The organism is Thiorhodococcus minor (assembly GCF_010820565.1).
Taxonomy (GTDB): Bacteria; Pseudomonadota; Gammaproteobacteria; order Chromatiales; family Chromatiaceae; genus Thiorhodococcus; species Thiorhodococcus minor.
Map to the genome: position 1 here is coordinate 1 of NZ_JAAIJQ010000158.1, position 5340 is coordinate 5340.

Consider the following 5340-nt stretch of genomic DNA (forward strand, 5'->3'; position numbering starts at 1 on the left):
TCTTCGGTGTTGAGACTGATAGCGTTGCAACGCTTCATCGGCATGCTCCTACAAGGTTCCTGTGAAGACGCATTATTTTAACATAATCATAGCTTTAGGCGCTAAGTCCATGGCATTGGGCGGCCGGATATCACTCGGCCCGCGCTTCTAACTTCTGGAGCCAACTTCCTTCTGCAGCCAGCTTCATTCGCTCGCAGCCTTGCTAGATCGATCAATATAGCGTCCGTGGACCAAGCCGACGGCCCATCCTTCGGCCCGGACACCCAAAGCCAGCCTGCGGCGGAGTCTCAACTTACACCCGGCTCAGCATGGCCCCAAAGTCCCGGCTGCGCTAAAATCCCCGGCGCGGTATGAGCATAGCAAGGAAATCTCGGTTTTCAGCCGCAAAGAAGCCGGGCCTCGACCCAAGAAACGTATCGCCCTCGTAGCTCAGCTGGATAGAGCAATCGCCTCCTAAGCGATAGGTCACAGGTTCGAATCCTGTCGAGGGCACCAAACCTCCCATGCGCTCCGCCGGGATCGCACGCCTCAGCCCATCAATCCGCTTCCTCGACGACGCGGCGCATCCCCTGTAGAACGAGATCAGGAACCAGCTCCGAGGGCTGGTCGAGCGCCGGCCGGATCCGTTCGGCGTCGCCGCCCGTCAAGATCAGACTCGGCTGCCGACCGGCCTCCACCGCCAAGCGATCGAAGAGACGCGTCGCCAGGGCAGCCAATGCGTGAATACTGCCCGCGGCGACCGCGGGTCCCGTGTCCGTCGCCCAGGGATCGGCCGCTGGGTCTGCCTCGATGCGCGGGATGCGCGTCCCCATGAGCAGGCTCTTGCGCATCATCTCGACCCCTGGAAGGATCAAGCCGCCGAGATGCTGGCCATCGGCGAGCAAGAGATCGAAGGTTGCCGCCGTGCCCACATCCACGACGAGACAGGCCTGCTCAGTGTGCGCGTGCGCCGCGATGAGGCCCAGCCAACGATCGACGCCAAACCGGCGTGGCTCCTCGTAGGCGATGCGGACGCCCCCGAAGGCCGCCTGAGTGTGCAAAAAGTCCGGAGACCGCCCCCAAAGCGCCCGCGCGACCCGCGTCAGCGCCGCGGCGACGTCCTGCCCACCGACGTTGCTCACGATCAGCCGCTCGGGTGGCTCCAACCGCTCCCACTGCGCCAAGAGATCGAGGGGGATCCCCCCGCTGTGGCGCGCGACGCTCAGGTCCCATGTACAGCCGTCGCCATGACGGGTCCAGCGCAGATTCGAATTGCCGATGTCGATGAGGAGATTCATAGGGAGGACGTCTCAATGGGTCTCAGGCTGACCTCGCCCGCGTGAAACCGTCGCAGGCCATCGGCCGTCTCGAGCTGCAGGGCACCATCGTCAGCGACTCCGGCATGACGCCCCTCGACCACCTGATCGCCGAGGATGACTTGCACCGGCGCGTCCATCAGGGCATCGAAGGTGCGCCAGCGGCCGAGAAAGGGCGCCAGCCCCTCGCGGCCATAGCACTCGAGCGCGCTCAGCAGGGCCTCGGCGAGGGCGCCGGCGAGCTGGTTGCGGCTCAGCCGCCCAGGAGCCAGGATCTCGTCCAGCGACACCCAAGGCTGATCGATCTCGGCCGCCTGACCCTCTCGCATGCTCATATTGATGCCCAAGCCAACCACCAGGTGACTCGGCCCTTGGGACTCGCCGGCGACCTCGAGGAGCAGACCGGCGAGCTTGCGCCGACGCCAGAGGATGTCATTGGGCCACTTCAGCGCGACCTCGCGCGCACCCTCGGCCGCCAAAACCTTGGCGACGGTCGCGCCGGCCGCAAGACTCATCCCGCCGAGCGCGCCAGGCCCGGCCGGGTAGCGCCAGAGAACGGATAGGTAGAGATTGACGCCGAAGGGTGACTGCCAGGAGCGCCCCCGACGTCCGCGACCAGCCGTCTGGTGCTCGGCGATACAAACCGTGCCGGAGGGCGCGCCCGCCGCCGCGGCACGCATGAGGAAGGCATTGGTCGAGTCGATCTGGCGGTGCAGCTCGAGACGACTCACCAAATGGCGCCCGGAATCGCTCATGGCACCCAAGAGGCGCGCGGAATCGAGCAGCTCCAGCGGCGTCAGCAGCCGATAGCCGCGACCGCGGACGGACTCTAGCGCCAGCCCCAGCTCGTCCGCGGCCTTTCTGAGCGCCTTCCACACCGCCGCACGGGTGATCCCCAGATGACTGGCGATCGCCTCTCCGGAGTGAAAGGCTCCGTCGGCGAGGAGCTCGATCAGCGCCATCTCCCGCTCCATCGCGACCTCAGACACGACTCGCCAGCCAGGCGTCTCGGGCTTCCGCAATGGCCGCCGAGACCGACTCCATCAGCCGAAGCTCGCAGGTGTCCGACTCCGCGGGCCCGGGGCACGCCGTGACCCGCATGAGCGCGTCGCGACGGAAGAGATGGATCTGGATCTCCCCGCCCCCCGCCGCGCCAAGCGCGACCAGGCGATCGAGATTCTCCGCCGTCGCCCGCAGGCCATCGACGGCAATCAGGGTGTCGCCGGGAGCGATACCTGCCTCCTCTCCAGCCCCATCGCTGAGCACGTTCTGGACAATCGCCTCCGAGACGCCGGGGCGCAGGCGTAGCGCCAGCCTTGGCTCGGCGCGAGCCGGCTCGAACTGGTCGACACAGCCACCAAGGTCTTTCGCGCCTTGCTGCGGCCGCAAGCGCATCTCAACGCCGACGCTGCCAAGCAAATCCTGGAGATCGAGATCCTCGGTCGAATCGATGGCTCGGACGAAGAAGTCGCTGAGATCGAGACCCGTAACCTCCATTGCCAGGGCCTCGAAGCCGTGCTCGGGGAGACCGACGCCCGTTTTACCATGACGCAGCCAGAGCATGCGCATCACATCGTCGAGCGACACGGCCCCCCGCGTCTGACGCCTGATCTCAAGATCGAGCGCGAGGGCGGCCAGGGCGCCTTTCGCGTAGTAGCTCACGATGGCATTCGGGGTATTCTCATCTTGCTTGTAGAGCTTGGTCCAGGCATCGAAGCTCGACTCGGCCAGCGTCTGCAGCCGGCGCCCCGGCGTGCGCATCACCCGGGTATTGGTCTCCGCCAGCATCCCGAGGTAGGCCTTGTCATCGACACACCCACTGCGCACCAGAGCGAGCTCGTCATAGTAGGAGGTGATGCCTTCGAAGACCCACAGGAGACGCGTGTGCGCTTCGCGCTCCAGCGTGGCTTCGGCGAAAACCTGCGGACGAATGCGCTTGACCTGCCAGAGATGAAAATACTCATGGCTGCAGAGGCCGAGAAAGCGGCGATAGTCAGCGGAGACGACAGACGACTCTCGCCCCAAGCGCGGCAGGTCGTCTCGCGAGCACATGAGGCTGCTCGAAAAGGCATGCTCCAAGCCGCCGTAGCCCTCGCCGAGGGCAGTCACTAAGAAAAGGTAACGGTCGATCGGCAGCTCGCCGAAGAGCGCGGCGTGCTCGGCGCAAATCCGGCTCAGGTCTTGCCTTAGACGCGATTCATCGATCTGACGTCCACCGCTGATAACCATCTGGTGGGGCACGGCCCCCACAGCGAAGCCGACCCGATCGAAATAGCCCATTTCGACAGGATGATCGATCAAGTCCTCGTAAGACTCCGCCTCATAGACCCCGAATCCGGACGCTTCGGTCGCAACCGGACGCAGACTGCTCGCAACTTGCCAGCCGCTACAAGCCGGGTCATGCGGCGCGCAGAGCTCGATGCGGCAGGGCTCGCGGTCCAAGCCCTTGGGGCGCAGCAAGAGGCTGGGGCCGTTGAAGTAGCCATGCGTGAGATCGAGATGGGCCGCGCGGACCGAGAGGTCCCAAGCGAACACCTCATAGTCGACACGAATACGCGGCGCGCTCGGACACTGCCAGGTCTGCTTGTCCAGCTTGCGTAGCGCGAGCGCCTTCCCCTCGCCATCCGTCGCGGCGATGCTGACAAGATTGCGGGCAAAGTCGCGAATCATATAGCTGCCGCGAATCCACGCCGGCATGGCGAGCTCGATCGGCTCTTCAAGGGAAAGCCTTGCTCCGAAATCCTGAATCAGGATCTCGACACGAAAGAGATGGGCGCGAGGACGCGCCGGGGTGACGCGATAGACGACGTCACAAGCGTCCTGGGCTGGATCGGACATGCAACTGGATCCCGGCTGGGCGGTCACCGAGAGATTCCCGCCGTGGCAGAGGCTGAATAGAGGAGCCGCCAATCGACTTGCGCCTTGGCGACGACCGCAAATCGTCGATCGCCTGGAGGCGACGCCCTACGCATTGGAGGCAGCACTATCCCGTAGCGAGGATAGGTGGTCAATGCCGAATCGACGGAGGAATCGAGACGAGATGCGGTGAAGCGAGATGAGAGGGGCAGCTCCGGGCCTGAGATGACCCGGAGCGAAGGGACGGCTACCAGCGTGGCCCGCGAGCGGGGCGCTCTCCACGAGGCTTGGCTTGGTTGACGCGCATGTTACGCCCCTTGAGTGGGCTGTCGTTCAAGCCCTTGATGGCCGCGTCGGCCTCCGCGTTGTTCGGCATCTCGACGAATCCAAAACCCTTGGAGCTGCCAGTGAACTTATCGGTGATGAGGTTGACGCTAGAGATCTCACCGTAAGCACTGAAGGCCTCGCGGAGCTCGTCTTGAGTCACGCCGTAAGACAGGTTGCCGACATAGATATTCATCATTCAGGTTCCGTAGAGAGCGCATTGAAGAGACAGAGAGATCGGTCCAAACGCCAATGCCAAACGCTTCGACCGCCCTCGACCTCTCATCGGGTGGAGATCGAGTCTAGACAGACGAGCTTCATACTCATCTTCGGCGAGGACGATAGTAGAAAGCGGTGCGGCCCGGTATCCGTAAATCTACGCGCCGACGCTCGACACCTGAAGGGCCTTGATCGTCAGCTGGACTGGTGGACGAGCAAGCGCGAAGTCCACCGAATCCCGCGCTGGCGTTGGCGGACTGAGCTGCCCTTGCCCATCCCGCAACGGGAGTCCGGGCCAATCGATGACCGACGCCGCCAATTGCGCGTTAGGCGAATTGCGAGAGCATGCGGGCCCGCCGCCCGCAGGCGGGCCCCTTCGCGCCCGTCAATAGAGGAGCCAGCTTGCGGTCAATGCCTAGGAGGCAGACGGGAGAGCCCGGCCGGGATAGGGATTGCGGAGGGTCAGAGACCCTGAGGACACCACTGCCCCGAACTGCGCAAAGCGCGGCCTTGATCGTCGTTTCGTGCAAGCGCCCGGTCGTAGGAGCGGCGCCCCCCCCCCCCCCGGGAGGCGAACAGGCGGGGGGGCCCGGCCCCCCGCCCAACGCGGGATTATTGGGATTTGGGGGGTTGGCCCGGTGGGGGG

Annotated in this window: 4 protein-coding genes and 1 tRNA gene; 1 reads left to right on the forward strand and 4 read right to left on the reverse strand. The window is 64.7% G+C overall.

Translation table 11 applies throughout. The features are described from left to right. The first annotated feature begins 418 nt into the window (after positions 1 to 418). A tRNA-Arg gene (locus tag G3446_RS25420) sits at positions 419 to 495 on the forward strand. Positions 496 to 536: 41 nt separating this feature from the next. On the opposite strand, the gene G3446_RS25425 is transcribed toward G3446_RS25420, so the two are convergent. The 4 genes from G3446_RS25425 to G3446_RS25440 form a co-directional block, all read right to left on the reverse strand. Further along, positions 537 to 1277, reverse strand: a complete 741-nt coding sequence (locus G3446_RS25425; protein WP_164456472.1) for a type III pantothenate kinase — start codon at positions 1275 to 1277, stop codon at positions 537 to 539. Then, complete coding sequence (birA, locus tag G3446_RS25430; protein WP_342450244.1) at positions 1274 to 2284, reverse strand: bifunctional biotin--[acetyl-CoA-carboxylase] ligase/biotin operon repressor BirA; 1011 nt, start codon at positions 2282 to 2284, stop codon at positions 1274 to 1276. The genes G3446_RS25425 and birA overlap by 4 nt, the downstream gene beginning before the upstream one ends. Beyond that, positions 2277 to 4133 (reverse strand): M61 family metallopeptidase, encoded by a 1857-nt coding sequence (locus G3446_RS25435; protein WP_164456473.1) that lies wholly within the window; start codon positions 4131 to 4133, stop codon positions 2277 to 2279. The genes birA and G3446_RS25435 overlap by 8 nt, the downstream gene beginning before the upstream one ends. A 265-nt stretch (positions 4134 to 4398) precedes the next feature. Then, positions 4399 to 4671, reverse strand: a complete 273-nt coding sequence (locus tag G3446_RS25440) for an RNA recognition motif domain-containing protein (protein WP_164456475.1) — start codon at positions 4669 to 4671, stop codon at positions 4399 to 4401. Between the last annotated feature and the right edge of the window lie 669 nt (positions 4672 to 5340).

What these genes read in the sequence shown, in the direction of transcription:
- G3446_RS25440 (WP_164456475.1), bottom strand. Translation starts at nt 4,671, where the DNA reads ATGAATATCTATGTCGGCAACCTGTCTTACGGCGTGACTCAAGACGAG.
- G3446_RS25435 (WP_164456473.1), bottom strand. Translation starts at nt 4,133, where the DNA reads ATGTCCGATCCAGCCCAGGACGCTTGTGACGTCGTCTATCGCGTCACC.
- G3446_RS25425 (WP_164456472.1), bottom strand. Translation starts at nt 1,277, where the DNA reads ATGAATCTCCTCATCGACATCGGCAATTCGAATCTGCGCTGGACCCGT.